This is a genomic window from Phytomonospora endophytica (genome assembly GCF_014202425.1).
In the GTDB taxonomy this organism is placed as follows: Bacteria; Actinomycetota; Actinomycetes; order Mycobacteriales; family Micromonosporaceae; genus Phytomonospora; species Phytomonospora endophytica.
Map to the genome: position 1 here is coordinate 320,250 of NZ_JACHGT010000005.1, position 23,252 is coordinate 343,501.

General features: G+C 70.9%; 27 protein-coding genes. 14 read left to right on the top strand and 13 right to left on the bottom strand.

Translation table 11 applies throughout. The annotated features are described in order from the left end of the window. Positions 1 to 4: 4 nt before the first annotated feature. Genes HNR73_RS13365 through larA form a run of 4 tightly spaced genes read left to right on the top strand, consistent with a single transcriptional unit; the run spans position 5 to position 4,181 of the window. Positions 5 to 1,300 carry an L-fuconate dehydratase gene (locus tag HNR73_RS13365; RefSeq protein WP_184787723.1) on the top strand — a complete coding sequence of 432 codons (1,296 nt, stop codon included), beginning with the start codon at positions 5 to 7 and terminating at the stop codon, positions 1,298 to 1,300. Continuing rightward, positions 1,297 to 2,043 carry an SDR family NAD(P)-dependent oxidoreductase gene (locus HNR73_RS13370; RefSeq protein WP_184787724.1) on the top strand — a complete coding sequence of 249 codons (747 nt, stop codon included), beginning with the start codon at positions 1,297 to 1,299 and terminating at the stop codon, positions 2,041 to 2,043. Before HNR73_RS13365 ends, HNR73_RS13370 begins: the two co-directional genes overlap by 4 nt. Positions 2,044 to 2,073: 30 nt before the next feature. Next, positions 2,074 to 2,904 carry a fumarylacetoacetate hydrolase family protein gene (locus HNR73_RS13375; RefSeq protein ID WP_184787725.1) on the top strand — a complete coding sequence of 277 codons (831 nt, stop codon included), beginning with the start codon at positions 2,074 to 2,076 and terminating at the stop codon, positions 2,902 to 2,904. Positions 2,905 to 2,906: 2 nt separating this feature from the next. Next, on the top strand, positions 2,907 to 4,181 hold the full coding sequence (larA, locus tag HNR73_RS13380) for a nickel-dependent lactate racemase (RefSeq protein ID WP_184787726.1): 1,275 nt from the start codon (positions 2,907 to 2,909) through the stop codon (positions 4,179 to 4,181). A gap of 297 nt (positions 4,182 to 4,478) precedes the next feature. On the opposite strand, the gene HNR73_RS13385 is transcribed toward larA, so the two are convergent. The 3 genes from HNR73_RS13385 to HNR73_RS13395 form a co-directional block, all read right to left on the bottom strand. Further along, positions 4,479 to 5,624 (bottom strand): serine hydrolase domain-containing protein, encoded by a 1,146-nt coding sequence (locus HNR73_RS13385; RefSeq protein ID WP_184787727.1) that lies wholly within the window; start codon positions 5,622 to 5,624, stop codon positions 4,479 to 4,481. A 380-nt stretch (positions 5,625 to 6,004) separates the two neighbouring features. Next, positions 6,005 to 6,244 carry a DUF7455 domain-containing protein gene (locus HNR73_RS13390; RefSeq protein WP_184787728.1) on the bottom strand — a complete coding sequence of 80 codons (240 nt, stop codon included), beginning with the start codon at positions 6,242 to 6,244 and terminating at the stop codon, positions 6,005 to 6,007. 359 nt (positions 6,245 to 6,603) lie between these two features. Next, positions 6,604 to 8,244: an RNA polymerase sigma factor gene (locus HNR73_RS13395; protein WP_184787729.1), complete on the bottom strand. Its 1,641-nt coding sequence runs from the start codon at positions 8,242 to 8,244 to the stop codon at positions 6,604 to 6,606. 269 nt (positions 8,245 to 8,513) lie between these two features. Here HNR73_RS13395 and HNR73_RS13400 point away from each other — a divergent pair, with 269 nt between their 5' ends. Continuing rightward, the gene (locus HNR73_RS13400; RefSeq protein WP_184787923.1) at positions 8,514 to 9,341 is read left to right on the top strand and encodes an inositol monophosphatase family protein; all 828 of its coding nucleotides are present in this window, start codon (positions 8,514 to 8,516) and stop codon (positions 9,339 to 9,341) included. Here the strand turns inward: HNR73_RS13400 and HNR73_RS13405 are convergent. Continuing rightward, positions 9,331 to 9,846, bottom strand: coding sequence for a LytR C-terminal domain-containing protein (locus HNR73_RS13405; protein WP_184787730.1), 516 nt, complete (start codon positions 9,844 to 9,846; stop codon positions 9,331 to 9,333). The genes HNR73_RS13400 and HNR73_RS13405 overlap by 11 nt on opposite strands. A 335-nt stretch (positions 9,847 to 10,181) precedes the next feature. Here HNR73_RS13405 and HNR73_RS13410 point away from each other — a divergent pair, with 335 nt between their 5' ends. Beyond that, the gene (locus tag HNR73_RS13410) at positions 10,182 to 10,481 is read left to right on the top strand and encodes a DUF4193 domain-containing protein (protein WP_184787731.1); all 300 of its coding nucleotides are present in this window, start codon (positions 10,182 to 10,184) and stop codon (positions 10,479 to 10,481) included. Positions 10,482 to 10,517: 36 nt separating this feature from the next. Here HNR73_RS13410 and HNR73_RS13415 read toward each other — a convergent pair whose 3' ends face one another. Then, complete coding sequence (locus HNR73_RS13415) at positions 10,518 to 10,979, bottom strand: DUF3093 domain-containing protein (RefSeq protein WP_184787924.1); 462 nt, start codon at positions 10,977 to 10,979, stop codon at positions 10,518 to 10,520. Between the two features lie 56 nt (positions 10,980 to 11,035). On the opposite strand from HNR73_RS13415, the gene dut reads away from it, so the two are divergent. The 4 genes from dut to HNR73_RS13435 all read left to right on the top strand — a co-directional run bounded on the left by dut (position 11,036) and on the right by HNR73_RS13435 (position 13,516). Beyond that, positions 11,036 to 11,545 (top strand): dUTP diphosphatase, encoded by a 510-nt coding sequence (gene dut, locus HNR73_RS13420; RefSeq protein WP_184787732.1) that lies wholly within the window; start codon positions 11,036 to 11,038, stop codon positions 11,543 to 11,545. Between the two features lie 8 nt (positions 11,546 to 11,553). Continuing rightward, complete coding sequence (locus tag HNR73_RS13425) at positions 11,554 to 12,258, top strand: DUF3710 domain-containing protein (protein ID WP_184787733.1); 705 nt, start codon at positions 11,554 to 11,556, stop codon at positions 12,256 to 12,258. A gap of 195 nt (positions 12,259 to 12,453) precedes the next feature. Continuing rightward, entirely contained in the window at positions 12,454 to 12,843 is a 390-nt protein-coding gene (locus tag HNR73_RS13430) for an OB-fold nucleic acid binding domain-containing protein (RefSeq protein WP_184787734.1), read from the top strand. A gap of 16 nt (positions 12,844 to 12,859) precedes the next feature. Next, entirely contained in the window at positions 12,860 to 13,516 is a 657-nt protein-coding gene (locus tag HNR73_RS13435) for a DUF3159 domain-containing protein (protein ID WP_239122361.1), read from the top strand. Here the strand turns inward: HNR73_RS13435 and HNR73_RS13440 are convergent. Together HNR73_RS13440 and HNR73_RS13445 are read right to left on the bottom strand one after the other, a co-directional pair. Beyond that, positions 13,513 to 14,178 carry a potassium channel family protein gene (locus HNR73_RS13440; RefSeq protein WP_184787736.1) on the bottom strand — a complete coding sequence of 222 codons (666 nt, stop codon included), beginning with the start codon at positions 14,176 to 14,178 and terminating at the stop codon, positions 13,513 to 13,515. The two genes, HNR73_RS13435 and HNR73_RS13440, sit on opposite strands and share 4 nt — an antisense overlap. Then, positions 14,178 to 14,843, bottom strand: coding sequence for a potassium channel family protein (locus HNR73_RS13445; protein WP_184787737.1), 666 nt, complete (start codon positions 14,841 to 14,843; stop codon positions 14,178 to 14,180). Before HNR73_RS13445 ends, HNR73_RS13440 begins: the two co-directional genes overlap by 1 nt. Before the next feature lie 164 nt (positions 14,844 to 15,007). Here HNR73_RS13445 and HNR73_RS13450 point away from each other — a divergent pair, with 164 nt between their 5' ends. Together HNR73_RS13450 and HNR73_RS13455 are read left to right on the top strand one after the other, a co-directional pair. Next, a complete protein-coding gene (locus HNR73_RS13450; protein ID WP_184787738.1) occupies positions 15,008 to 16,975 on the top strand; it encodes an APC family permease in 1,968 nt (655 codons plus the stop codon). Beyond that, positions 16,972 to 18,180, top strand: coding sequence for a class I SAM-dependent RNA methyltransferase (locus HNR73_RS13455; protein ID WP_184787739.1), 1,209 nt, complete (start codon positions 16,972 to 16,974; stop codon positions 18,178 to 18,180). Before HNR73_RS13450 ends, HNR73_RS13455 begins: the two co-directional genes overlap by 4 nt. Before the next feature lie 5 nt (positions 18,181 to 18,185). Here the strand turns inward: HNR73_RS13455 and HNR73_RS13460 are convergent, their stop codons facing one another. Together HNR73_RS13460 and HNR73_RS13465 are read right to left on the bottom strand one after the other, a co-directional pair. Further along, positions 18,186 to 18,677 (bottom strand): hypothetical protein, encoded by a 492-nt coding sequence (locus tag HNR73_RS13460; RefSeq protein ID WP_184787740.1) that lies wholly within the window; start codon positions 18,675 to 18,677, stop codon positions 18,186 to 18,188. Continuing rightward, positions 18,674 to 18,961, bottom strand: coding sequence for a hypothetical protein (locus HNR73_RS13465; RefSeq protein ID WP_184787741.1), 288 nt, complete (start codon positions 18,959 to 18,961; stop codon positions 18,674 to 18,676). Before HNR73_RS13465 ends, HNR73_RS13460 begins: the two co-directional genes overlap by 4 nt. A gap of 351 nt (positions 18,962 to 19,312) precedes the next feature. Here HNR73_RS13465 and HNR73_RS13470 point away from each other — a divergent pair, with 351 nt between their 5' ends. Together HNR73_RS13470 and HNR73_RS13475 are read left to right on the top strand one after the other, a co-directional pair. Next, positions 19,313 to 19,555, top strand: a complete 243-nt coding sequence (locus tag HNR73_RS13470) for a hypothetical protein (RefSeq protein WP_184787742.1) — start codon at positions 19,313 to 19,315, stop codon at positions 19,553 to 19,555. Further along, positions 19,552 to 19,950, top strand: coding sequence for a hypothetical protein (locus HNR73_RS13475; RefSeq protein ID WP_184787743.1), 399 nt, complete (start codon positions 19,552 to 19,554; stop codon positions 19,948 to 19,950). Before HNR73_RS13470 ends, HNR73_RS13475 begins: the two co-directional genes overlap by 4 nt. A 1-nt stretch (position 19,951) precedes the next feature. On the opposite strand, the gene HNR73_RS13480 is transcribed toward HNR73_RS13475, so the two are convergent. The 4 genes from HNR73_RS13480 to HNR73_RS13495 are packed head-to-tail and all read right to left on the bottom strand — an operon-like array spanning position 19,952 to position 23,251. Continuing rightward, positions 19,952 to 20,608 carry an ABC transporter ATP-binding protein gene (locus HNR73_RS13480; RefSeq protein WP_184787744.1) on the bottom strand — a complete coding sequence of 219 codons (657 nt, stop codon included), beginning with the start codon at positions 20,606 to 20,608 and terminating at the stop codon, positions 19,952 to 19,954. Further along, positions 20,605 to 21,522 carry an oligopeptide/dipeptide ABC transporter ATP-binding protein gene (locus tag HNR73_RS13485; protein WP_184787745.1) on the bottom strand — a complete coding sequence of 306 codons (918 nt, stop codon included), beginning with the start codon at positions 21,520 to 21,522 and terminating at the stop codon, positions 20,605 to 20,607. Before HNR73_RS13485 ends, HNR73_RS13480 begins: the two co-directional genes overlap by 4 nt. Beyond that, complete coding sequence (locus HNR73_RS13490) at positions 21,507 to 22,322, bottom strand: ABC transporter permease (RefSeq protein ID WP_184787746.1); 816 nt, start codon at positions 22,320 to 22,322, stop codon at positions 21,507 to 21,509. The genes HNR73_RS13485 and HNR73_RS13490 overlap by 16 nt, the downstream gene beginning before the upstream one ends. Then, positions 22,319 to 23,251: an ABC transporter permease gene (locus tag HNR73_RS13495; RefSeq protein WP_184787747.1), complete on the bottom strand. Its 933-nt coding sequence runs from the start codon at positions 23,249 to 23,251 to the stop codon at positions 22,319 to 22,321. The genes HNR73_RS13490 and HNR73_RS13495 overlap by 4 nt, the downstream gene beginning before the upstream one ends. Between the last annotated feature and the right edge of the window lies 1 nt (position 23,252).

Genomic DNA, 23,252 nt, shown 5'->3' on the forward strand with positions numbered 1-23,252 from the left:
CCTGATGCCACGCATCACGGCCGTCGACACGCACGATGTGCGTTTCCCGACCTCGGCCGAGCAGGCCGGTTCGGACGCCATGCATCCCGACGGCGACTACTCGGCCGCCTACCTGACCCTGCGCACCGATCACCGCGACGGGCACGAGGGCCACGGCTTCACCTTCACGATCGGTCGCGGCAACGACATCTGCGTCGCCGCGATCGAGGCGATGGGCGCGACCCTCGTCGGCCTCGACATCGACGAGGCCTTCGCCGACATGGGCGCCTTCGCCCGCCGCCTCACCGGCGACTCGCAGTTCCGCTGGCTGGGCCCGGAGAAGGGCGTCGTGCACCTGGCCGCGGGCGCGCTCATCAACGCGATGTGGGACCTCTTCGCCCGCGTCGAGGGCAAGCCGGTCTGGAAGCTCCTGGCCGACATGACGCCCGAGCAGGTCGTCGCCCTCGTCGACTGGCGCTACCTCTCCGACGCGCTGACTCCCGAGGAGGCCCTCGGCCTCCTGCGCGCCAAGGCCGACGGCAAGGCCGCCCGCGAGGCCGAGCTGCTCGACACCGGCTACCCGGCCTACACGACCTCTCCGGGCTGGCTCGGCTACGACGACGAGAAGATGGTCCGGCTGGCCCGCGAGGCCGTCGCCGAGGGCTTCACGATGATCAAGCTCAAGGTCGGCGGGAACGTCGAGGACGACGTCCGCCGCTTCCGGACCGCCCGCGCCGCCCTCGGGCCCGACATCCGCCTGGCCAGCGACGCCAACCAGAAATGGGACGTCGCCGAGGCCATCGCCTGGATGGAACGCCTCAAGGAGTTCGACCCCTACTGGATCGAGGAGCCGACCGCTCCCGACGACATCCTCGGTCACGCCGCCATCCGCCGCGGCGTCGCGCCCATCAAGGTCGCCACCGGCGAGCACGCCCACAACCGCATCCTCTTCAAGCAGCTCCTCCAGGCCGAGGCCCTCGACGTCGTCCAGATCGACGCCGCCCGCGTCGCCGGTGTCAACGAGAACGTCGCGATCCTGCTGCTGGCCGCCAAGTTCGGCGTCCCGGTCTGCCCGCACGCCGGGGGCGTGGGCCTGTGCGAGCTGGTGCAGCACCTGTCCATGTTCGACTTCATCGCCGTGTCCGGCAGCCGGGAAGGCCGCGCCATCGAGTCCGTCCCACACCTCCACGAGCACTTCGAGGACCCGATCGTGGTCGAATCGGCCGCCTACCGCGCCCCGGCGAAACCCGGCTTCAGCGCGAAGATGAAGCCCGCCTCCCTCGCCGACCACGCGTTCCCCGAGGGGAAGGTGTGGGCGTGACCGCCAAACCCCTCGCGTTCGTCACCGGCGCCGCCTCCGGCATCGGCTTCGCCACCGCCGTCCGCCTCGCCCGCGCCGGATACGACATCACCGCCGCCGACGTCGACGCCGTCGGTCTCCAGCGCACCGCCCACGCGGTCGGGGAGGCGGGCGGTACGGCGACCACCCACGCCTTCGACATCCGCGACGACACCGCCCTCACCGGGGTCCTCGACGCCACGGGCACCCCCGCCGTCCTGGCCAACATCGCCGGCGTCGGCGTCGCCGCGCCCCTGGCCGACACCAGCACCGAGGACTGGGACCGCGTCATCTCCATCAACCTCACCGCGGTCTTCACCACCTGCCGCGCGGTCATCCCGCGCATGCTCGCCGCCGGCGGCGGCAACATCGTCAACGTCGGCTCGGTCGCCGGGCTCGTCGGCGTCGGCAACCGCGCCGCCTACTGCGCCTCCAAGGGCGGCGTCATCGCCCTGACCCGCTCCATCGCCGCCGACTACGCCGCGAAGGGCATCCGCGCCAACGCGATCTGCCCGGGAACCGTCGCCAGCGAATGGATCGGCAAGATCCTCGCCGACGCCCCCGACCCCGAGGCCACCCGCCGCGCCATGGAGGCCCGCCAGCTCGACGGGCGCATGGGCAGCCCCGAGGAGGTCGCCGCCGGGATCGCCTTCCTCGTCAGCGACGACGGCCGCTTCGTCAACGGCACCGCATTCGTCATGGACGGCGGCATGACCGCGGTCTGACCGACCACACCAACACCAAGGGAAACCCACATGCACCTCGTCACCTACGACGACAACGGCACCGAGGCCCTCGGCGTCCTCCGCGACGGCCGCGTCCACGCCACCACCGGCCCGGTCACCATGGCCGAGCTGATCGCCCACCCCGGCGGCCTCGACGCCCTCACCGTCGCCCCCGAACCCCTCGCCGACGACGCCCGCCTCCTGGCCCCACTGCCACGCCCCCGCAACGTCGTCTGCATCGGCCGCAACTACCGCGAGCACGCCGAGGAGCAGGGCGCCGAGACCCCCGCCGAACCCGCCGTGTTCCTCAAGACCACGACCAGCGTCGTCGGGCCCGGCCACGACATCGTCTGGGACCCCGAGTACACGGCCCAGGTCGACTACGAGGCCGAACTCGCCGTCGTCATCGGCCGCACCGCCCGGCACGTCGACGTGGCCGACGCCCTGTCCCACGTCTTCGGGTACACCTGCCTCAACGACGTCAGCGCCCGCGATCTCCAGTTCGGCGACGTCCAATGGGCACGCGGGAAGTCCCTCGACACCTTCTGCCCGATGGGCCCGGCGATCGTGACCGCCGACGAGGTCGCCGACCCGCAGAACCTCGACGTCCGCTGCGTCCTCAACGGCACGACCGTGCAGGAGGCGAACACCTCGGTCATGTACCACTCGGTGGCCGAGATCATCGCCCACTGCTCGCGCGCCTTCACCCTGCACCCCGGCGACGTCATCGCCACCGGGACGCCCGGCGGCGTCGGCATCTTCCGGGACCCGCCGCTGCTGCTCGGCAACGGCGACGAGGTCGTCATCGAGATCGACGGCATCGGCCGCCTGGTCAACCGCTGCCGGACCGAGCGGGTCTGAGCATGCGCGTGCGCCTCGCCTACGGCGAGCACGGGCTCGACGTCGACCTCCCCGCCGAGCGGACCGTCGTCGTCGAGCCCGCCTACGCCGACGGTGCCGCCGATCCCGCCGCGCTCCTGCGCGACACCCTCCGCCGGCCCGTCGCCGGATCGCCCCTGCGCGAGCTCGTCCGGCCCGGTCAGACCGTCGCGATCTCGATGTGCGACGGCACCCGCGCCCAGCCGAGGCACCTGATGATCCCGGCGGTCCTCGACGAACTCAGCGGGATCGTCGACGACGCCGACGTGGTCGTCCTGGTCGCGACCGGGACGCACCGCGGGAACTCGCCCGCGGAGATCGAGGCGATGCTCGGCGCCGACGTCGCCGCGCGCGTGCGGGTCGTCAACCACGACGCGCGTGACGCGTCCTCGCTGGTCTGGTGCGGTACGCACGGCGAGGGCGTGCCCGTGTGGCTCAACCGGCACTGGGTCGAGGCGGACGTGCGGATCACGACCGGTTTCGTCGAGCCGCACTTCTTCGCCGGGTTCAGCGGCGGGCCGAAACTCGTCGCGCCCGGACTCGCCGGGCTCGACACGGTCCTCACGCTGCACGACGCCCGCCGCATCGGTCACCCGTCGGCGACCTGGGCCGTCTGCGAGGGAAACCCCGTGCACGACGACATCCGCGCGGTCGTCGCGGGGGCGGGAAACGTCGACTTCGCCTTCGACGTGCTGCTCAACCGTGAACAGCGGATCGTCGCCGCCTTCGGTGGGGAACTGTTCGCGATGCACGCCGCCGCCCGGGCCGCCGCACGGGAACTGGCGATGCGGCCCGTCGACGGTCTCTTCGACGTGGTCGTGACGACGAACTCGGGTTTCCCGCTCGACCAGAACCTCTACCAGTCGGTGAAGGGCATGACGGCGGCCGCGACGATCGTCAAGGAGGGCGGCGTGATCGTGTGCGCCGCCGAATGCCGCGACGGGTTTCCCGACCACGGCTCCTACCGCGAGGTGCTTTCCTCGGCGGTGTCGCCGCGGGCGCTGCTGGACGAGATCACGGCCCGGCCGGACACGCGGCCCGACCAGTGGCAGGTCCAGATGCAGGCGAAGGTGCAGACGAAGGCGCGGGTGGTCGTGCACGCCGCCGGGCTGGGGGAGGAGGAGCTGCGCGCCGCCCACCTGGACTGGACCGACGACATCGGTGCCACCGTCCGGGCCGCGCTCGACGCGGCGGGTGAGGGCGCGCGGGTGTGCGTGCTGCCGGAGGGACCGCAGACGATTCCCTACGTGCGGGACTAGATCCGGCGGGGCGCCGTTTCGGTCTCAGGCGCCCTACCGGACCCTCTCGCGGAGCCGTGGCCGTGGCGGATCGTCTTGCTTCGAGATCCTGCCGACCTCCACCGGGATCATCGCCTCCGGCGTCACTCGGCACCCGGCCGAAGCGCGTTCGGCGGGCTCGTGTCGCATCCTTGGATCTGTTGAGCGATAAGGGTTTGTTATGTCGTTCCTGTTCCCGACGGCCTGTCCAGGGCAATGCCCAGAGCGAGCGACGCGAAGGCCCGGCCCACTGCTTTCGCGGTGGGCCGGGCCTGTCGGTCAGTCCCGTCCGGCCGGGGCGGTGTCGCCGGTCATCGCGAGCCGCTGGAAGGCGGCGAGGGCCGCGTCGATGGGGTGGGGTTGCGGACGTCCGGTCGCGTCGAGCCGGTTCCAGCGCTGGAGGTTGACCGCGAGGGACATCTGCCGGTCGCCGTCCGCGCTCCTCATGGAGATCGCCCCGGAGCCCCAGGCCGAGCCGTCGTGGCCCCAGAAGGTGCCGTGGCCGGGGACGTCCTTGCGGTGGAGTCCGAGGCCGTAGTCGATGGTCGTGCCGTCGAAGGCGATGACGGGTCCGGTCCGCCGCATCTCGGCCAGGGACGCCGGGGTGACGATCTCGCCGTCGAGGAGGAGGGCGAAGAAGCGGTTGAGGTCGGCGACGGTCGAGATGAGCGAGGCGGACGGGCCGACCCACGACATGTCGAAGACGCTGAAGTCGCGCGGCGGGTCGATCATGCCGAACCAGGACTCGTAGTGGTGGGAGTGCGGACCGTGGATGTGCGCTCCGGTCGGGAGCTCGGTGTCGAGAAGTCCCGCGCGGTCGATGACGTCCCGGGTGATGTGGTCCTCGGCGGTCTCGCCGGTCACGAGTTCCAGGAGGCGGCAGAGGAGGAGGTAGTTCGTGTTGGAGTAGACGCCGGGTGCCTTGCCGGGAGTACCCACGGGCGGCGCCGCGACACCGAGTGAGATCAGCTCGACGGGGTCGAAGCGGGTGTGCCGGTTGTCGTCGAGGCTCTCGGGGCCGGTGTCGGCGACGACGGGGAGGGCCTTGAGGGTCGGGTAGGCGTACGGGAGGTACTCGGCGAGGCCGCTGGTGTGGCCGATGAGCATCCGGACGGTGATCGCCGCACCGCGCGCGCCGGGGACGAGTTCGGGGAGGTAGTGACCGACGGGGGTGTCGAGGGTGAGCCGGCCCGCCTCGACCTGCCGCAGCACCGCGGCGGCCGTGAAGGCCTTGGAGAGGCTGCCGACACGGTGGCGCATGTCGGGCGTGACGGGCCGCCCGGTGGCGAGGTCGGCGACTCCGGCGGCACCTCGCCACACCTGGTCGCCGTCGCGGACCTCGGCGAACAGGCCGGGCATCCCGGCGCGGTGGACCGCTTCAAGAGCGGCGTCGAGGGCGGCGGGGTCGAGCGAGGCGGGCGACATCGGCGGGTCCTTTCGGATGGGGACGGGTTCGCCCAACGATGGCGCGACGGGCTCGGGACGACATCGGCTCGGGGGAGTGGCTTTGACGTACGCCGTGGGGGGTAGTGAGGGGCGTTCGTGCTCCCGTGTCCCGGACCGAGGGGGCGCGCGGGCCCGGCCGGACGGCGAGGGCTTGTGGGAGGGCCACCTGTGGCGGGCCGGGTGGGGTTTCGTGTTCCGGGCGGCCCGGGGCCGTATCCCCCGAACGCTGAGCTTCGGCGTGGCGGTCGGTACGGGACGCGCCCGGCGCGGGCCCCCGGGCACGAAAAACACCCCGCCCCGGCGCTTTCGCGCCGGAGCGGGGTGGTCAGTCTCGCCGGGAGTCTGTGTTTCGACCCAGCCTAGTTCTTCGACATCAGGTCGCTGCCGCGCCAGGTGAACTCGGGGTCGGCGACGAAGTCGACCGCGATCTTCACCAGCTGCTCGGCGTACTTGTTGGCGTGGTGTCCGCAGAACACCAGGTCGCCGGCTTCGTCGGCAAGGACAATACGTACCTTGGCCGCTGCGGAGCACCGGTCGCAGCGCTCACCGGTGATAGGACGCGCCGCCGTCTCCGGCGGGGGCATCAGGGTCGGGGTCATTGACTCCTCCTCGTCCGCTGTGACCGGTCAACGCCACTCGTCCTGACGTGGGCTGGTCCGGGGGTTACATGACTCAAGGTCCAACACGCGACCGACGTCAAAGGCTTCCCCAATCTCGTCGTCGGCGACGTGTCTCACACCGCCTTGCGCTTTCTTCTTTCCATTGTCACCGATCGGACCGACAGTTCCGTGTTCGCGACGCTCATCCGACCGATACCCGCCCCGGAGGGCGGGTATTCCTCGACGTAGCGCCGTGACCACTGGCAGATCACGGTATACAACCGATGCCATGATCGGCAACCCATGGCAACGGACGATCCGCGTGACGGTGACAGAGTGTGACCGAAGGGTTGAAATACTCAGTCCAAATAGTCCCGTAGTACCTGCGAACGGGACGGGTGCCGCAACTTGGACATCGTCTTCGACTCGATCTGGCGGATCCGCTCGCGGGTGACGCCGTAGACCTGCCCGATCTCGTCCAGGGTCCGCGGCTGCCCGTCGGTCAGCCCGAAGCGCAGCCGGACGACGCCGGCCTCGCGCTCCGACAGCGTCTGGAGCACCTGCTGGAGCTGATCCTGGAGCAGCGAGAAGGACACCGCGTCGACGGCGACGACCGCCTCGGAGTCCTCGATGAAGTCACCGAGCTGGCTGTCGCCCTCGTCACCGATGGTCTGGTCCAGCGAGATCGGCTCACGCGCGTACTGCTGGATCTCCAGGACTTTCTCCGGGGAGATGTCCATCTCCTTGGCGAGTTCCTCGGGGGTGGGCTCGCGGCCCAGGTCCTGGAGGAGTTCGCGCTGGATGCGGCCGAGCTTGTTGATGACCTCGACCATGTGCACCGGTATGCGGATGGTGCGGGCCTGGTCTGCCATGGCGCGGGTGATGGCCTGCCGGATCCACCACGTCGCGTAGGTCGAGAACTTGAAGCCCTTGGTGTAGTCGAACTTCTCGACGGCGCGGATCAGACCGAGGTTGCCCTCCTGGATGAGGTCCAGGAAGGCCATGCCGCGGCCGGTGTAGCGCTTGGCGAGGGACACCACGAGCCGCAGGTTGGCCTCAAGGAGGTGGTTCTTGGCGCGGTCGCCGTCGCGGGTGATCCACGACAGGTCACGGCGCAGCTGCATGGGCAGCTTCTCCCCGGCCTCCTCGGCGGTGCGCAGGCGCTCCACCGAGTACAGGCCGGCCTCGATGCGCTTGGCCAGTTCGACCTCCTGCGCCGCGTTCAGCAGCGGCACTTTGCCGATCTGCTTCAGGTAGGCGCGTACGGAGTCGGCCGAGGCGGTCATCTCGGCGTCCTTGCGGGCCTGCTTGAGGGCCTCGGAGTCCTCGTCGTCCCAGTCGAAGTCGAGGCCGTCGGACCCGAGGTCGGGTCCGTCCTCGTCGCCGTCCTTCTTCGACGTCGCCTTCTTGGCCGCGGTCTTCTTCGCGGTCTTCTTGGCGGCCGTCTTACGCGCGGTCTTGCGCGGGGCGGCGTCCTCGGCGGCGAGTTCGGCCTCGAAGGCGGCCTCGTCGAAGTCGTCGCCGGGCTCGTCGACGAGATCGGGGTCTCCGTCGGCGGGCTTGGCGGCGGTGGTCTTCTTGGCCGTCGTCTTCTTGGCGACGGCCTTCTTTGCGGTGGTTTTCTTGGCCGCGGCCTTCTTGGCCGTGGCTGGAGCGTCCGCCGTGGTGTCTTCTGCCTCGCCGTTGACCGATGTGGTCGTCACCTTGGCGGGCGTGGCCCGCTTACGGGTGGTGCGCGCCGTGGTCGCCTTGGACGCCGGTGTGGCGGCCCGGGCGGCCGGAACGCGGCGGCGTGAGGTGCTGGCCGAGCCGTCGACGACGACGGTCACGTCGGCGTCGGCGATCGCGCGGAGGATCTTCTTCCCCTGAGCGGGGGTGACACCCTCAAGCGTGCGGGCGACCTCTCCAGAGGTGACCTGCCCGCCGTTGTTGGCGGCCTGCTCCAGAATGGACTCAGTGAGAGAGCGGATGTCAATGCCGGTGGGGCGCGCTGCTGTCACGAACTACCTTCCGAGGCGTTGGCGGGCACACCGAACCGTAGCCGGTCCGGTTGGGTTTCTTGGTCTGCGAACCCCCGCGTCGCTTCGGCGTCGCGTGGGCAGGCGTGAATTGTAACGCCCTACTGCCCCGATCATCTTCTGTCAAGGCCGCTGTGACGAAAAAACCCACCTGAAGATCGACGTGGGGCTTCACTTGGCACGATGGGTCCGTGGACAGCGAAGAAATCTCCGATCATCCCATCACGCCTGAGTGGCCGGTTCCTTTTGGTGTGATACCGGACGAACACGACATCCCTTCCCTGCTCGAACTCGCTCTCGCGACGGCCGCCGAAGCCGCCGGACTCGCCGCCGCGGAGCGCGCCGTGGCGGTGTCCCGGATCAGTACGAAATCGACCGTTAACGACGTGGTCACCGCCGCCGACAAGGCCGCGGAGGAACTGATCGTGGCGCGCTTGTCGGCGGCCCGGCCGGGGGACTCCTTCATCGGGGAGGAGGGCGGCAGTCGCGGGGAGGCCCGGGACGGTGTCCGGTGGATCGTCGATCCGATCGACGGGACGGTCAACTACGTCTACGGCATGCCCTACTACGCCGTCTCGCTGGCCGCTGAGGCGCGCGGGAGGCTTCTGGTGGGGGTGGTGCGCAATATCGCCACCGGGACCGTCTATCACGCTTCGGCGGGGGCGGGCGCGTTCCGTGACGGGCTGCCGGTCCGGTGCAACGAGCCTGCCGAGCTGGGGCGCTCGATGCTGGCCACCGGTTTCGGCTACGACCCGGATCAGCGGGCGCGGCAGGGGGCGTTGCTGGCCGGGGTGATCCCGCACGTGCGCGACATCCGGCGGACGGGGTCGGCGGCGCTGGACCTGTGCATGGTGGCCGACGGGACGGTCGACGCCTACTACGAGAGCGGGCCGAACGTGTGGGACTACGCCGCCGGAGGGATCATCGCCGCGGAAGCGGGGGCCGTCGTGGGGGGCCTGTGGGGAGATGTGCCGGGGCGGTCGATGATCCTGGCCGCCGCCCCGGCGATAGCCGGTCCACTCCGTGGACTTCTGCAGAGTCGGAAAGCCGACACCGCCTACCGGAGTGTCACGCGTTGACGGCGCAGGTCCCCATCGGCGCGGTCGGGCGACCGATCTCGCCGAGGGACTGCACCTTCTCGCTCTCGGTGTTGACCTGGCGGAAACCTGAGCCGATGATCACATCGACGATCGCGTCATTGCGCTCAGGGTCGAAGGCGCGGGAGGAGTCGAGGAAGTAGGCGCTCAGGACGTGCCCGGCGCCGACGGCCTTCGGTCCATAGCGGACCTCGGCACTGCCCTTGAGGTCCTCGCGCTTCTTGTTGCCGACCTTGACGACCTTGTAGCCGTACTCCTCCAGATCCCCCTTGACCTGCTCACCCAGTCCCGGCTCGTTGGTTCCGTTGTAGACACGGACCTCGACGAGTTTGGGATCGGGCATCTCCAGATCGACCGGAATCTTGTCGGCCGCGCAACCCCCGAGGTCGGCCTGCGAGTCGTTGAGGATCGCCCAGCCGGCCGTCGCCGTCGCGACCAAGGCGAGAGTCCCGATGATGATCAACGCCCGAACGCGCGCGAGCCGCATGGTGGCCTCCCCTGTAATTGACGACGGGGAGAGGCTATCTTGTCCCGACGCCGATGCGGATTCGCATGGTCGACTCCGGCGCGCCGAACTTGCCCGGACCGCGCGAACACCTAACCTTCTGAGTCGCCTGGGTCACATTGGGAACATTTTTCGGGCGGCGGGTGTAACTAGGATGCGCTGACGCGGTAAGGTACCGCGCCTCAGGGGGTACCCCGCCGTGGTGACCGTGGACCGCAGGTGTGTCGACAAGGGACGGTGCGGGAGCTTGCCGCGGGCAGGAATATGAGTGCTCGGTCCATGCCGGGCGCGAACAAGACATGGGAGTGTGAACACCAATGGCTACCGACTACGACGCGCCGCGTCGGGACTCGGACGACTCGAGCGAAGACAGCCTCGAAGAGCTCAAGTCGCGTCGTACCGATGCGCAGTCGGGCAGCGTGGATGTTGACGAGGCGGAGGTGGCGGAGAACTTCGAGCTGCCCGGGGCGGATTTGGCCGATGAGGAGTTGACGGTCAAGGTCCTGCCGATGCAGACCGATGAGTTCCGTTGCTCAAGTTGTTTCTTGGTCCACCACCGCAGTCAGCTTGCCTCGCAGAAAAAAGGGAAACTCATCTGCCGCGACTGCGCCGCATAGCGCGGGGCGGTCGACCGGGGCGTGGGGCCCGACAGATCACGACACAGGGTGTGCGTCGTCCACTGGACGGTGCGCACCCTGTGCGCTGCGCAGCGCCTCGGCCAGCCGCTCGGGGTGGCGGGTCGAGACGATCCAGTACGGGGTGGGATCGGCCGGGTCGTTCAGGTCGACCTTGACCGCCCCGCGCATCCACGGCCGCTGCACCACGAAGGCCAGCGGGTGCAGGCCCACGCTGAGGGCGTCACGCAGAGGCGTGCCCGTCAACGGCGTCACCTCGGCGATGAACTCCACCGGCAGGGCGGCGTCGTCGACCTCGAAGCGCTCCTCGGTGACCTCGACGCGCAGGCGCCCGAGCCACAGCAGGAAACCCACCGCGGCCGGGATTCCCAGGACATAGGGAAGCCAGACTCGCACCCCTGGCGCGCCCAGATGGATCTCGGCGGCCATCAGTGCGACGATCGCGATGGTCACGGGCCAGGCCCACCATGGCAGGTACATGCGTTCACGAAACGAACCGGAGGTCACGGTTCGAGGTTAGCGAGAGGCTTGAGGACATGTCGGAGCGGACCGAGCGGCAGGGATCGACCGGACCGGAGACCGTCCCCGTCGGGCTGCGCCTGATCGACGACGGACTGCCACCTCCGGCCTACGCCCACGACGGCGACGCGGGCGCCGACCTGTACGCCGCCGAGGACGCCGAACTCGCCCCGGGACACCGCGCGCTGGTCCGCACGGGCGTGGCGATCGCGTTGCCGGAGGGCTACGTTGGGCTCGTCCATCCCCGCTCGGGACTGGCCGCCCGGCTGGGCGTGACGGTGCTCAACGCACCGGGTACGGTCGACGCCGGTTACCGTGGCGAGATTTTGGTCAACCTGGTCAACCTTGACCCGAACAGCACCGCGAAAATCGCCCGCGGTGACCGTATAGCGCAGCTAGTCGTCCAGCGCGTCGCGCGCGCGGTGTTCAACGTCGCCAAGACGCTGCCCGACACCGAGCGCGGCGCCGGCGGGCACGGCTCGACCGGCGGCCACGCGGCGCTGGACCGGACTGATCGGAAGGACTGAGGGAAACGGTGTTTGGACGTCGCAAGAAGAAAGACGCCGGCCGCGGCGAACCCACGCCGGTAGAGGCGGACGTCGCCGAGGACCTCGCCACCGAGGACGAAGAGAACGAGGAAGGCGGCGCCGGGCCCTACGACGTCACCGAGGCGCCCAAGGACGGCGTCCAGCGACTCGACCTGGGCAGTCTGCGCGTGCCCGTCGTCGAGGGCGTCAACGTCCAGATGCAGGGCGACCAGCAGGGCAACATCAAGCAGATCGTGCTCGTGCACGGCGAGAGCGCCCTCCAGCTGACCGCGATCGCCGCTCCCCGCACCGAGGACATCTGGGACGAGGTCCGTGAGGACATCCAGGCCCAGATCCACCGTGAGGGCGGCAGCGTCAAGGAAGGCGAAGGCGAGTGGGGCGCCGAGCTCCACGCCCGCCTGAAAGGCCCCAAGGGTCCCGTGCAGGCGCGGTTCATCGGGATCTCCGGTCCCCGCTGGATGATCCGTGCGGTGTTCCAGGGCAAGGCCGCCACCGACGACGAGGCCGCGGCCGTGCTCGACGGCTGCCTGCGCGGTGTGATCGTCGACCGGGGCGGCGAGGCCATGCCGGTACAGGAGATCCTGCCCATGCAGCTGCCCAAGGAGGTGGCCGAGCGCGCCCGCGCCCAGGCCGCCGCGGGCCAGAACGGCGGAGGCCGCAAGCCCTCGCCCGGCCCGGCCGCAAGCGAGTAGAAACCCGGCGAACGAGCACTCGGCGAGACGGGACGTCGCCTCACGGCGGCGTCCCGTCTCGCCGTCCGGAAGCCGTCCTGTGGCCCAGATCGCCTCCGGACACCCCGCGCGGAGGCTCCCGTCACGGTCCCGGCCACCCTTGACCGCCCGGCGTACGCTGGGTCGAGGAAGTCCTCTCACAAGGGAGCAGGCGCCGTGCCGGCCACGAAGGAACGTCGGTTGTCACCGCTCAGGCGTGCGTTGCAGCGCCTGTCGGCCGACGATTCGGAACTCGATGCCCAGGAACTCCAGCGCGAGTGCCGCCGGGCGTCGTGCATGCCGATGGGCGAGATCGCCCCGGGTCAGCACGTCGCGGTCACCGGCCGCCTGAAAACAGTGACTTTCACCCCGTGCACGAATCTGCCACTGCTCGAAGCCGTCCTCTACGACGGTTCGGACATGATCACCCTGGTGTGGCTGGGACGTCGCAGGATCGCCGGCATCGAGCCCGGGCGGCTGCTGACGGCACGCGGAAGAGTGGCGATTCGCGAGGAACGTAAAGTTATCTACAATCCGCACTACACCCTGGCGCCGCCATCGTCGTGACCGGATGAGGAGCAACGTGACCGAAGAGCAGCACGCGACCGCCAAGCCACAGGCCGAGCAGCCGTTCGGTGAACAGCTCGCCGCCCAGCTCGGCGGGGTGCGCGGTCTGATCGAGGCCAGCGTGCCCGTCGGTGTCTTCGTCGTGGTCAACCTCATCTGGGACCTGCGGCCCGCCATCATCACCGCCGTCGGCTCCGCGCTGGCGATCGCGGCGTGGCGGTTGTTCCGCAGGGAGACCGTCCGGCACGCCCTCAACGGCCTGTTCGGCATCGCCGTGGGCGCCTATCTCGCCTGGAAGAGCGGCGACGCCGAGGACTTCTACCTTCCCGGCATCCTCATCGGCCTCGTCTACGGCGTGGCCATGCTCGTCTCGGTCCTGTTCCGTCAGCCCGCCGTGGGCTGGGTGTGGGCCGTGGTCGCCGGGGGCGGCAAGGGTGAATGGCGCGCCAACCCGCGTCTGCTGCGGATCTTCACCTGGCTCACCGTGCTGTGGGGCGTGGTGTGGCTCGCCAAGAACATCGTCCGCTGGGCCCTCTACGCCATGGGCGCCGACACCTCGCTGGGCGTCGTCACCATCGTCGCGGGTTACCCGGTCACCGGCGCTCTCGTCGCGATCACCATCTGGGCCGTGCGCAAGGACCTCTCGCTGAAGTCCCCGCCGACCGCGGCCTAGTCGGACAGCCCCAGCAGCACGACCCGCAACGCCTCCTCGGCGTCCTCGGCGCACACGAACACCAGCTCGTCGCCGGCTTCGAGGGGATCGTCGGGCGTCGGCGTGATCACCCGGCGGCCGCGCAGGATCGCCGTCAGCGTGCTGTCCGGCGGCATCGGCACCTCGCGCAGGGGACGCCCGACGTAGGGCGCCTCCTCGGGCAGCGTGATCTCCACCAGGTTCGCCTGGGACTGCCGGAAGGTCATCAGCCGCACGACCTCGCCGACCGACACGGCCTCCTCGACCAGTGCCGCCAGCAGCCGCGGCTTGCTGACCGACACGTCGACGCCCCACTGCTCGGTGAACAGCCACTCGTTCTCCGCGCGGTTGACCCGCGCGACGACCCGGGGCACCGCGAACTCCGTCTTGGCCAGCAGCGACACGACAAGGTTCACCTTGTCGTCACCGGTGGCGGCGACCACGACCTCGCACTCGGCGAGCCGCGCGGCCTGGAGGCTGGACAGTTCGCAGGCGTCGGCGAGCATCCATTCGGCCTGCGGGACCCGTTCGGGCCGCAGCATCGACGGGTTGCGTTCGAGGAGCAGGATGTGGTGGCCGTTGTCGGCCAGTTCGGTGGCGATGGACCGGCCGACGTTCCCGGCACCGGCGATGGCGACGCGCATCACTGTGCTCCTTCCGGTGCCTCGGCGGCGGTGCGCCGTACCGGCGTGGCGAGGTCATCGGTGACGAGGGCGAAGACCTGGTCGCCGTCCTGGATGACCGTCGACGGTGTCGGCAGGACACCGAGCCCGAAGCGGATGAGGTAGGCCGTGCGCACGCCGGTCGCCTTCTCCAGGCGCTCAAGGGGCTGCCCGGTCCAGTCCTGGTGCAGGTTCAGTTCGATCATGGCGACGGCGCTCGTGGAGTCGCGCCACACCTCGCTGTCGGGGCCCGGGTCGAGCAGGCGCATGAGCCGCCCGGCGGCCCAGCGGACGGTCGCGACGGTCGGGATGCCGAGCCGTTCGTAGACGGCGGCGCGTCCGGAGTCGTAGATGCGGGCGACCACGTTGGTCACGCCGAAGGTCTCGCGGGCGACCCGCGCGGCGATGATGTTGGAGTTGTCGCCGGAGGAGACCGCGGCGAAGGCGTCGGCGCGGGAGATGCCGGCCTCGGTGAGCACCGTCCGGTCGAAACCGACGCCGGTGATCATCTGTCCTTCGAAGTCGCGGTCGAGCCGGCGGAAGGCCTCGGGGTTCTGGTCGATGACCGCGACCGAATGCCCGCGTTCGGTGAGACCGCGCGCCAGGGTCGAACCGACCCGCCCGCATCCCATGATCACCACATGCACCCGAGTGTCTCCCGTTTGACGTGCGTCGACGCTCCCTGGAGCGTCCCGATATGAAACAGCCTGCCACGTGACGATCGGTCGCCGAACGATCACCGGCGAACTCCGTCCTCACGTGTGCGGCCGGGCGGGCGCGCGCGGCGGTCGCCGGTGGCTACTCTGTCGCAGTGGCAAGTCCAACTTCGCTGGTGAAACGTCTGCTCCTCGGCAGACCGTTTCGCTCAGACCGGCTCTCGCACGCCGTCCTGCCCAAACGCGTCGCGCTGCCGGTGTTCGCCTCCGACGCGATGTCGTCGGTGGCCTACGCCCCCGAGCAGATCTTCCTGGCGCTGAGCATCGCGGGGGCGGGTGCCTACGTCTACAGCGGGTGGATCGGGCTGTTCATCGCCCTGGTGATGATCGCCGTGGTCGCCTCCTACCGGCAGAACGTCAACGCCTATCCCTCCGGCGGCGGTGACTACGAGGTCGCCACCGTCAACCACGGGCCGGCCTTCGGCCTGGTCGTGGCCAGTGCCCTGCTCGTCGACTACGTCCTGACCGTCGCGGTGTCGATCTCGGCGGCGGCGGCCAACATCGGTTCGGCCTGGAATCTCGTCGACGAGCACAAGGTCGCCTTCTCGCTGATCGCGATCACCCTGCTGGCCGCGGTGAACCTGCGCGGCATCCGCGAGTCGGGTGTGGCCTTCGCCATTCCGACCTACGCGTTCATCTTCGGCATCTTCGGCCTGGTCGCCTACGGCCTGTTCCGCGTGTTCGTCCTCGGTGACGACCTGCGCGCCGAGAGCGCGGACTTCGACCTCATCGCCGAGCAGCCCGACCTCGCCGGTGCCACCCTGGTGTTCCTGCTGCTGCGGACCTTCGCGTCGGGCTGTGCGGCCCTGACGGGTGTGGAGGCGATCGCCAACGGTGTGCCGTCGTTCAAGCCGCCGAAGGGGAAGAACGCCGCCACGACGCTGCTGCTGATGGGCGGCATCTCCGTGGTCATGTTCATGGGCCTGATCGCGCTGGCGAAGATCACCGAGGTCAAGATGGCCGAGAACCCGGTCGACCTCGCCGGGACACCCAACGGCTACATCCAGAAGACCCTGCTGGCCCAGCTCTCGCAGACGGTCTTCGATCACTTCCCGATCGGGTTCGTCTACGTCACGGCCGTGACCGGCCTGATCCTGGTCCTGGCGGCCAACACCGCCTTCAACGGCTTCCCCGTCCTCGGTTCGATCCTCGCCCAGGACCGTTACCTTCCCCGCCAGCTGCACACCCGTGGTGACCGGCTCGCCTTCTCCAACGGCATCGTGATGCTGGCGCTGGCCGCGATGGTCCTCGTCGTGGTCTACAAGGCCGACGAGCACAAGCTGATCCAGCTCTACATCGTCGGTGTGTTCGTGTCCTTCGTCATGTCGCAGAGCGGGATGATCCGGCACTGGAACAGGCTGCTGCGCACCGAACGCGACTCCCGGGCGCGCCACCGGATGCGCCGGTCGCAGGCGATCAACGCCTTCGGCCTGCTGATGACCTCGACGGTGCTGATCATCGTGGTGATCACGAAGTTCACCCACGGGGCGTGGCTGTCCATCGTGTTCATGGGGATGTTCTACGTGCTCATGCGCGCGATCCGGAAGCACTACGACAAGGTCTCCCACGAGCTCGTGCCGCCCGACGAGCGTCCGCCGCTGCCGTCGCGCAACCATGTCGTCGTCGTGGTCAGCAAGCTGCACCTGCCGACGCTGCGGGCCCTGTCCTACGCGCAGGCCACGCGGCCCGACAGCATCGTGGCCCTCACCGTCAACGTCGACGACGCCGAGACCCGCGCCCTCCAGGCCGAATGGGACCGCAGGCGCATTCCGGTGCCGTTGTCGGTGGTGGAGTCGCCGTACCGGGAGATCACCCGCCCGATCATCGACTACATCAAGTCGCTGCGGAAGGCGTCTCCGCGCGACGTCGTGACGGTGTTCATCCCCGAGTACGTCGTCGGGCGCTGGTGGGAGCACCTCCTGCACAATCAGAGCGCGCTGCGTATCAAGAGCCGCCTGCTGTTCGAGCCGGGAGTCATGGTCACCAGCGTGCCGTGGCAACTGGTGTCCAGTGAGAGCCGCGACCTCGACCGCTTCGACGACAGGATGACCCCGCACCGATGAGCAACGACAAGGACCTCCTCACCGTCGAGGTGGGGTCGGTCGCCCACGGGGGACATTGCGTCGCTCGCCACGACGGCCGCGTCATCTTCGTCCGGCACGCCCTGCCCGGTGAGACCGTCAAGGTCAAGATCACCGAGCGGAAGTCGGGCTACCTGCGCGGCGACGCCGTGGAGATCCTGACCCCCGCGCCCGGCCGCCGCGAGGCGCCCTGCGTCTACGCCCACCCGGGCGGTTGCGGCGGCTGCGACTTCCAGCACGCCGATCGCGACACCCAGCTCGCCTTGAAGACCACCGTTCTGCGTGAGCAGCTCGTGCGCCTCGGTGGCATGGACGAGGCCGACGTCGCCGGTTACCGGGTCGAGTCGCTCCCCGGCGGTGAGTCGGGCTGGCGTACCCGCATGCAGTACGCCGTCGACGGCACCGGCCGTGCGGGGCTGCGCGGTCACCGCTCGCACCACGTCGTCGACATCGACCGCTGCATGGTCGCCACCGAACGCGTTCAGGGCGCCGACGTCCTCGACGGCGACTGGTCGGGCTACGGCAGCGTCGGCGTCATCGACTCCGCCGAATCCGAACTGTCCGTCCACGCCACCCGTGGGCGGCAGGAAGGACACGGCCGTCGTGCCCACGCCGAGCAGATCAGCGGCCCCGCGCTCATCGGTGAGACCGTCGGAAAGCGCCGCTTCGAGCTGATGTCGGAGGCCTTCTGGCAGGTCCACCGGCACGCCGCCGAGACCTTCACCGCGACCGTGCTCGAACTCCTCGACCCGCAGGTCGGTGAAAGCGCCTGGGACCTCTACGGCGGTGCCGGGCTGTTCGCCGTGGCGCTGGCCGAGGTGGTGGGGGAGCACGGTGACGTGACCCTCGTGGAGACCGACCGGCGCGGCAACGCCACCGGCAACTTCGCCGACCTCCCGCAGGCGCACGCCGTCTACGGCGACGTCGTCGCGCTCGTCGACGAGCTTCCCCAGCCCGACGTGATCGTGCTCGACCCGCCGCGCTCCGGCGCCGGCGAGCGGGTGATCACCGGGATGGTCGAGGCGATTCCGCGCGCGATCGCCTATGTCGCCTGCGATCCGGCGGCGCTGGGCCGGGATGTGAAGACCTTCGCGAAGCTGGGCTGGCGGCTGAAGACGCTGCGGTCCTTCGACGCGTTCCCGATGACGCACCACTTCGAGACGATCGCGCTGTTCGAGCCGGCGTAGGGCGGTCACCTTCCCGCGTCGCACGAACATCGGTCCAGCACTTCCACGGCAAGGGTCGTGGCCTCGTCGATCATCGCGTCGAGTGCGTCCAGCCGCCGGCCGGCCGCTTCGGTGATCCGCGCGCGGGCGGTTTCGTCGCCGGGCTCGGTGAGCCCGGCGAGCGCGGCCGCGTGGGCGTGGGCGTGGGCGGTGCGTCGTGCGATGTGCAGCCAGCGGGCGAGCACGTCCAGCGCGAAGGCGGCGGTCTCGGCGTGTTCGCGGTCGGTGTCGAGGAGGTCGCGGTAGCGGTCGCCGAGGGTGTCGAAGGCGGCGCGGTCGCGGCCGAGCCAGTGGGCGGTGGTGACCGCGGCTACGGCGGTGTCGAAGCCGTGGGCTGCGTCGCGGTCGTGGGCGGCGATGGTGCGCCAGGTGCCGGCGAGTGCTTCGACGGGGCGCGGGTCGTAGGCGATGGTGAGTCGCGGGTCGGCGGGGGCGCGTCCGGTGGTGGTGGGGTTCATGACGCGTCGCGCCACACGCCGGTGTGGTCCGACCAGCGTTCGGCGGTGTCGGTGAGGGCGCGGCGGATCAGGCCGAGTCCGGCGACGCGCGCGGCCGCGCGGATCCCGGCGGTCCGGGCGGCGCGGGTGCAGGCGGCGGCGAGGGTGGGCGGGAGGTCCGTGGTGGACAGTCGCGCGGTGGCGTCCAGGGCGTGTCGCAGGGCGGGGTGGACGGTGGTGCCGAGTTCGTCGGCGAGTCCGGTGATGGCTTCGGGGTCGACGGTGATGCCGCTTGCCGCGGTCATGGCGCGCCTTTCGTTTCGGGGACGGTGGCGAGCCTAGGAAAAGGCGGGTCGCGTCAGGATTTCGTCGTCGTACCGGTACAGGCGGGCGTTGGTGCCGGGGGTCGACGGTGGATGACGTTTTCGCTGTGCGGGCGGCTCGTGAGCTGCGCTCGGCAGTGCACAGTGGAGGGCCGGGTCATGCCCAGCACAAGGCTCAGGTGACCCTCGGCGATGATCGGGCCACGGATCGCGACCGATCCGGTGACGTCTTCGGCACGTTCGCCCGACGGTCGCCGTCCGGGAGTGGTGCGGGTCCACAGTGGAGGTGAACGGTCGCGCGACGGAAGGCGCGGCCGGGCAAGGGGATCCGTCATGGCCAAGTACACGTTCACGTTCACCGTCGACGGCACCGACCTGTCCACCAAGCAGCAGGCCGCCATCGCCCAGGAGGTCGCCGAGGCGGGCAGCCGGGCGCTCAACCAGTTCCTGGCCGTCGACATCGACGTCGTCCAGGTCGACACCTCCCGCCTGCGCGGGTGGGAGCTCATCGGCCGGTACGCCTACACGTCCCACCGGGCGCAGGAGGTCGCCGAGCTCCTGCGCGGCATCAAGTGACCACCACACGGCCCACCACCGATGACACGGCCACCTGCCCGAGCGCGCCCGCGGTGGCCTCCAGCCGCCTGCTGGGGATCGTGGGCCCGGGCGGGCGGGTCGTCTACACGCCCGGCGGGCCGCGTCTCACCGAGACGCTGCGGTCCGGGCTCGACGCCGATGGACGCCTGGAGACGCGGTATCGCTTCTCCGGGGCGTGCGTGACGAGCGGATGCGCGTTCTGGCAGGAAGGGGAGTGCGCGGCGGTCACCGTCGCGCACCGGGAGTACGACGCCGTCGCGGGAGCCGACGGTCCGCTGCCCGAATGCGGTATCCGCGACAGTTGCCGGTGGTGGGCACAGGAGGGGCGCGCCGCCTGCGCGGTCTGCCCCTTCGTGGTGACCGCGTCGCGTTGACTCACGCGGTCAGGCGCCCGGCGTCCATGCGCACGATCCGGTCGGCCAGTACGGCGAGGCGGTCGGCGTCGTGGCTGACGACGACAAGTGCCGTGCCGTGCTCGTCGGCGGCGGCGCGCAGGAGCCGGGTGATCCCGGCGGCGGTCGTGGCGTCGAGGGACGCGGTGGGTTCGTCGGCGAACACGACGCGAGGGCGGGCGATCAGCGCGCGGGCGACGGCGACGCGCTGGCACTGGCCGCCGGAGAGTTCACGGGGGCGGGCATCGGGATCGACGTGACCGAGGCCGACGCGGGACAGCCAGTCCAGGGCCGCCGCGCGGCGTGCGGCCCGGTCCGTTCGCAGGAGCGGTTCGGCGACGGTCCGCCAGACCGGCCAGCGCGCGTCGAGGCTGGCGCGGGCGTCCTGGAAGACCGGCATCGCCCAGCCCGGCGCCGTTCTCCGCGACGCGTGCCCGTCGAGGAGCAGTTCACCGGAGTCGGGTGCCTCCAGGCGCATCAGCAGTCGCAGTAGCGTCGATTTCCCCGAGCCCGAGGGGCCTTCGACGCCGACGACGGTCCCCGCCGCCACGGTGAGGTCCACATCGGACACCGCCGGGACGCGCAGCCGGCCGCGCCGGTAGGTGCGCGACAGGCCGCGGGCCTCCACGACCGGCGTCACCGCGGCACCACCGGGCACGCGACACCGTCGTCGAGCACGGGATCCTCGCGGTGGCACGACTCCAGCGCGAGGCCGCAGCGTGGCGCGAAGGCGCAGCCGGTGAGCTCGCGCCGGAGATCGGGCGATGTGCCGGGCAGTTCCTCGGGCAGGCCGTGCCCGGGCCGGGGCGCGGCGGCGACCAGGGCCTTCGTGTAGGGGTGGCGTGGCCGCGCCGGTACGTCGACGCCGGTCTCCACGACGCGCCCGGCGTAGAGGACGGCGACCCGGTCGGCGACCGCCGCGACGTGCCGCAGGTCGTGGCACACCAGCAGAAGCGCTCGCGCGTCGGCTCGCAGGACCGCCAGGGTCGTCGCGGCGAGCCCGGCGTCGAGGGCGCTGGTCGGCTCGTCGGCGAGCGTGACGAGGGGGCCGTGCACGCCCGCACCGGCGATGTGCGCGCGCTGGAGCATCCCGCCCGACCACTGGTGGGGGTACTGCCGCAGCCGTGCCCGCGCCTGGGTGATGCCGACGGCCTCGGCGCGTTCCTCGGCGGCGCCTTTCGCCGGGCGCATCCGCCTGGCGCGCCACGCCTCCCGGAGGTGCCGCCCGACGCTCCACAGTGGATCGGCGGCGGCGTGCGGGTCCTGCCCGACGTATCCCAGCAGCCCGCCGCGCAGCCGCCGCAGTGTCGCCCGGTCGGCGCCGACCGCCTCCAGCGACGTGCCGTCGTCGTCGACGACCGCCGACCCCGTGACCCGCGATCCCTTCGGCAGCAGCGACAGCAGCACCCGCAGGAGCGTCGACTTGCCCGACCCGGATTCGCCGGCGAGTGCCAGGCACTCGCCTTCGGCGAGGTCGAGGTCGACACCGCGCAGGGCCTGTGTGCCGTCGGGATAGGTGACGGCGAGGTCGCGGATCTTCAGAACCGTGGCCATGAGCGGCTCCCCGGGTCGATGTGTTCCCGGGCGCCGTCGGCCAGCAGCGAGACGGCGGTGACGGCGAGGAAGACCGCCGTGGTCGGCGCGATGATCAGCCAGGGCGCGGCGATGACGTCGTGGCGGCTGTCGGCGAGCATCCGTCCCCACTCGGCGGTCGGCGGCTGGGCTCCGAGCCCCAGGAAGGACAGCGCGGCCAGCGACAGGATCAGCTGCCCGACGCCGAGGGTGGCGACCACGACGACGCGCGCCGAGGCGCCGGGCAGGACGTGGGCGGCCATCGCCCGCACGGTCCCGATCCCGGCCATGCGCGCGGCGAGCACGTCGGGCCGTTCGCGGGCGGCGTGGACGTAGGTGTGGGCGAGGCGTGCCGTGGGCGCCCAGGCCGTGGCCGACATGGCGAACACCAGCTGCCACATGCCGGGGCCGATCGCGCCGGCGACGGCGAGTGCCACGACGGTCTGCGGCAGGGCGAGCGCGACGTCGACGACGCGGGCGACGGTCTCGTGCGCGAGGCGTCCGGCGAGGGCGCTGAGGGTTCCGGCGAGAAGTCCGATCGCGACCGACACCAGCCACACCGCGCCGACCGAGCCGAGGGTGGTGCGGGCGCCGGCGGCCAGCCGGGCGGCCAGGTCGCGGCCGAGCCGGTCGGTGCCGAGCAGGTGGGTGGCGCCGGGCGGGGCGAGCTTGGCGGTGTAGTCGACGCGGTCGGGGTCGGGCAGGAGAAGCGGTGCGGCCACGGCGATCACGGCGAGGGCGACCAGCAGCCACGCTCCGACGTGGAGGGAGCGGTTCCTCACCTCTTCTCCCGGCGTCGTGGGTCGATGGCCGCGGTGAGGGTTTCGGCGAGCAGGTTCGCGGCGAGGAAGGCGACCACGCCGAGGAGCACGATCGCCTGGACGACCGGCAGGTCGCCGGCGTCGATGGAGGTGATGAGCAGGCGGCCGATGCCGGGCCAGGTGAACAGGGTCTCGACGACGGCGGCGCCGGCCAGGAGTCCGCCGGCGCTCATCGCCGCGACGGTGAGGAAGGGCGCGGCGGCGTGCGGGAGACCGTGCAGGGCGAGGATCCGCAGGCGGCCGGCGCCGCGGGCGCGGGCGGTCTCGCTGTGCGGGGCGCCGAGGGCGTCGCGCAGCCCGCCGCGCAGGACGCGGGCCCATTCCGCGCCGATGCCCAGAGCGAGCGGGAGTGCCGGAAGCAGTGCCCCCGACCAGGTTCCGTCGGCGACGACGCGGCCGATTCCGGCGCCGACGACCACGAACTCCAGCAGTACCACGCCGACGGCGAAGACGGGCAGCGCCGAACCGCCGAAGACCAGGCCGCGGGCGAACACGTCGGCGGGGCCGCCGGGCCGTTCCAGGCCCGGCAGAGCCAGCGCCAGTGCCACGGCCGTCGCGAAGAGCAGCGCCACCAGGGTGAGCCGGATGGTGGCGGGGAGGCGCCCGGCGAGTTCGGCGGCGACGGGATCGCCGGTGCGCCAGGAGGTCCCGAAGTCACCGCGCACGGCGGCGGTGAGCCAGCGGGCGTACTGCTCGGGGTAGGAGCGGTCGAGGCCGAGTTCATGGCGGGTGGCGTCGACTTCGGCGGGTGCGGGGGCCGGATCGCCCTGGGCGAGCAGGATCTGGCGGGCCGGGTCGACGGGGGAGAGCAGCATCAGGCCCCACACCAGCGCGCCGGCCGTGGCGAGTACGGCCAGCGCGGAGGCGAGGCGCCGAAGCGGGGCGGGCACG

What these genes read in the sequence shown, in the direction of transcription:
- HNR73_RS13365 (WP_184787723.1), top strand. Translation starts at nt 5, where the DNA reads ATGCCACGCATCACGGCCGTCGACACGCACGATGTGCGTTTCCCGACC.
- HNR73_RS13375 (WP_184787725.1), top strand. Translation starts at nt 2,074, where the DNA reads ATGCACCTCGTCACCTACGACGACAACGGCACCGAGGCCCTCGGCGTC.
- larA (WP_184787726.1), top strand. Translation starts at nt 2,907, where the DNA reads ATGCGCGTGCGCCTCGCCTACGGCGAGCACGGGCTCGACGTCGACCTC.
- HNR73_RS13385 (WP_184787727.1), bottom strand. Translation starts at nt 5,624, where the DNA reads ATGTCGCCCGCCTCGCTCGACCCCGCCGCCCTCGACGCCGCTCTTGAA.
- HNR73_RS13390 (WP_184787728.1), bottom strand. Translation starts at nt 6,244, where the DNA reads ATGACCCCGACCCTGATGCCCCCGCCGGAGACGGCGGCGCGTCCTATC.
- HNR73_RS13405 (WP_184787730.1), bottom strand. Translation starts at nt 9,846, where the DNA reads ATGCGGCTCGCGCGCGTTCGGGCGTTGATCATCATCGGGACTCTCGCC.
- HNR73_RS13410 (WP_184787731.1), top strand. Translation starts at nt 10,182, where the DNA reads ATGGCTACCGACTACGACGCGCCGCGTCGGGACTCGGACGACTCGAGC.
- HNR73_RS13415 (WP_184787924.1), bottom strand. Translation starts at nt 10,979, where the DNA reads ATGTACCTGCCATGGTGGGCCTGGCCCGTGACCATCGCGATCGTCGCA.
- dut (WP_184787732.1), top strand. Translation starts at nt 11,036, where the DNA reads ATGTCGGAGCGGACCGAGCGGCAGGGATCGACCGGACCGGAGACCGTC.
- HNR73_RS13440 (WP_184787736.1), bottom strand. Translation starts at nt 14,178, where the DNA reads ATGCGCGTCGCCATCGCCGGTGCCGGGAACGTCGGCCGGTCCATCGCC.
- HNR73_RS13455 (WP_184787739.1), top strand. Translation starts at nt 16,972, where the DNA reads ATGAGCAACGACAAGGACCTCCTCACCGTCGAGGTGGGGTCGGTCGCC.
- HNR73_RS13460 (WP_184787740.1), bottom strand. Translation starts at nt 18,677, where the DNA reads ATGAACCCCACCACCACCGGACGCGCCCCCGCCGACCCGCGACTCACC.
- HNR73_RS13465 (WP_184787741.1), bottom strand. Translation starts at nt 18,961, where the DNA reads ATGACCGCGGCAAGCGGCATCACCGTCGACCCCGAAGCCATCACCGGA.
- HNR73_RS13470 (WP_184787742.1), top strand. Translation starts at nt 19,313, where the DNA reads ATGGCCAAGTACACGTTCACGTTCACCGTCGACGGCACCGACCTGTCC.
- HNR73_RS13485 (WP_184787745.1), bottom strand. Translation starts at nt 21,522, where the DNA reads ATGGCCACGGTTCTGAAGATCCGCGACCTCGCCGTCACCTATCCCGAC.